Here is a 2,906-nt window from a genome sequence, read left to right on the forward strand (position 1 = left end):
CACCGCCGGCTCGAAGGGCGCGTGCAGCCCCACGTAGCCGTAGCGTACGCGAAGCCCCTGCATGGCGGAGAGAATCATGGCCAGCGCCCCGTGGAACAGCGCATAGACGAGCCCTACCAGCAGCACCGCGTCGTGGCTCGTGCGGGTCGGTTCGAGCCCTGCCGTCAACAGCGACCAGAGCACCAGCCCCACCTGGGCCGCCCCCAGTAGCGCGCTCACGTAGAAGCCGCTGGCCAGGCCGCGATCCTGGTTGACGCGCAGCCCGCGCACCAGGCGCTCCATCATCCCGGCCCCCAGGGTCACCGCCACGCCGGCCGCGACGAGCACGACCAGCGACAGCGGCGAGACGTCCGGCATGCGCCACTGCGGCGACACGGTCCACAGGTAGAACCAGCCGAACAGGTACGAGAGGAAGAACGAGCCGTTGGCGATCGAGAACGTGGCCATCGCCCAGACGCCGGGACCGCTCATGGTGCGTGAGTGCAGGGGCGGGTCGCCCTCGCGCACCTCGGCGTCCGGCGCCGCCTCCGGATGCGCGCCGTTCTCCCAGGCCCAGCGCAGCAGAAACACCCCGGCGATGATCACGAACACGCCGGCCAGCGCGTAGACCCGGGTGAGCAGACTCACGCACACCACGGCCAGGGCGAGGGCCGCGAAGAACGGCCACCAGGAGTTGCCCGGCAGGTGGATGATCTCGCGCACCTTGCCGGTGATCGAATCGGTGCCCCACATTTCGCGACGCCCGTGGGAGGTGACGGCCAGCCCGTGCTTGCCTTCGGCCATGGTGCGCGGCAGGTCCGGGTTGTCCCACAGCGGGTGGCGAGTATCGATCTTCGGCAGGCTGACGAAGTTGTAGGCGCTCGGCGGCATGGCGTTGGCCCACTCGAGGGTGTCCGCCTTCCACGGGTTGTGCTGGGCGGGCTTGCCGAACTTGAAGTGCAGCGCGATATCGATCAGCACCATGGCGATGCCTGCCGACATCACGAAGCCGCTGATCGACGAGAGCAGGTTGAAGATCTCCCAGCCGTTGCCCGCCTCGTAGGTGTAGATACGCCGCGGCATGCCCAGAAGCCCCGTCCAGTGCATGATCAGGAAGGTGCCGTTGAAGCCCAGGAAGGTCAGCCAGAAGCCCCAGCGGCCGATGGTCTCCGACGGCATGCGCCCGGAAAAGAGCGGCAGCCAGTAGTAGAGCCCAGCCATCAGCGGGAAGAACATGCCGCCCACCAGCACGTAGTGCATGTGCGCCACCACGAAGTGGGTGTCGTGGACCTGCCAGTTGAACGGCACCAGCGCCAGCATCACCCCGGTCAAGCCGCCGCAGACGAAGATGATCAGAAAGCCCAGAATCCACAGCATCGGCAGCTTGAAGCGCGGCTTGCCGAGCCACAGCGTTGCCAGCCACACGAACACCTGAATGGCGGTGGGGATCGCCACCAGCATGCTCGCCGCCGAGAAGAACGCCTGGGCGAGCTGGGGAATGCCCACGGTGAACATGTGGTGCACCCAGAGCCCGAAGCTGATGAAGCCGGTGACCACGATGGCGAACACCACCCAGCCGTAGCCGACCAGGGGTCGCCCGGCGAACACCGGGATCAAGGTCGAGACGATGCCCGCTGCGGGCAGGAAGATGATGTACACCTCCGGGTGGCCGAACAGCCAGAAAAGGTGCTGCCACAACAGCGGGTCGCCGCCGCCGGCCACTTCGAAGAACGGCATGCCCACGGCGCGCTCGAGCTCGAGCAGCACGCTGCCGAGGATCAGCGGGGGAAAGCCGACCACGATCATCAGCGCCATGGCGAGGATGTACCAGGCGAAGATCGGCATCTTGTGCAGCGCCATGCCCTGGGTGCGGGTGCGCAGGATCGAGACGACGATCTCCACCCCGGCGGAGAGCGCCGAGATCTCGACGAAGGTGATGCCCAGCAGCCAGAAGTCCGACCCCAGCCCCGGCGAGTATTCGCTGCTCGAAAGCGGCGTGTACATGAACCAGCCGGCATCGGGCGCCATCTCGAGCACCATGCTGAAGCTCAGGATGATGCCGCCGAACAGGTAGCAGAAGTAGCCCAGCGACGTCAGCCGCGGGCACACCAGGTCACGAGCACCGATCATCTTGGGAATCAGGTAGATCGCCAGCCCCTCGAGGATCGGGATGGCGAACAGGAACATCATCACCGTGCCGTGCATGGTGGTGACCTGACTATAGATGTCCGGCGTCATGAAGTTCTGGTCGGGCGTGGCGAGCTGGGTACGGATCAGCATCGACAGCACGCCGCCGATCACGAAGAAGACCATTCCCGTGACCATGAAGCGCAGGCCGAGCGTGGTGTGGTTGACGATGGTCAGCGCCTTGATGCCCCGGGGGTTGCCCCAGATCTCGTGCAGGTCGTCGTGCAGCGCCTGCGGGTCGTCGGGCTGCTGGGGATCCTGTGGAGTCGCTTCGCGATTGATGCTCGTCATGGGGTCAGGGTCTCCAGCCAGTCACCCAGACCGCTCAGGGTGTCGGTATCCAAATCGTCGTGTTGCGGCATTCTGTTCCCGGGTTTCAACGTTTGATGGTGTCTCAGCCACTGGTAGACGGCGCCCTCCTCCATGGCCAGCGTGCCAGCCCCCAGCATCGTGCGCCCGCCCAGGTCGGAAAGATCGGGGCCGATCGTGCCGGCGCTCATGCCGGCGACCCGGTGGCAGCTGGCGCAGAAGGTGGTGAAGTTCTCCCGCGCCGGCTCGAAGGCGGGGTCGCTCGTGGCGAGGTCCGCCAGCGCTTCCTCGCTTCGCGCCGCGAGCCAGGCATCGAACTCCTCGCGCGGCAGCGCCTCCACGTAGAGGTGCATGTGGGCGTGGCCCACGCCGCAAAGCTCGGCGCACTGGGCGCCGAACACGCCGGGCTCGTCCGCCTCCAGGCGGATGCG

At 66.7% G+C, this 2,906-nt stretch carries 2 protein-coding genes; both read right to left on the minus strand.

Annotated features, from left to right (window positions below; genetic code table 11):
• On the minus strand, positions 1-2,457 hold a 2,457-nt coding region (gene ctaD / locus BIS11_RS14165; protein WP_253586362.1), incomplete at its 3' end, for a cytochrome c oxidase subunit I.
• Positions 2,454-2,906: c-type cytochrome (locus BIS11_RS14170; RefSeq protein WP_253586363.1), on the minus strand; the 453-nt coding region annotated here is incomplete at its 5' end. The genes ctaD and BIS11_RS14170, both read right to left, overlap by 4 nt.

Origin of the sequence: Halomonas sp. 707D4 (assembly GCF_024158685.1) — a bacterium.
GTDB lineage: Bacteria > Pseudomonadota > Gammaproteobacteria > Pseudomonadales > Halomonadaceae > Vreelandella.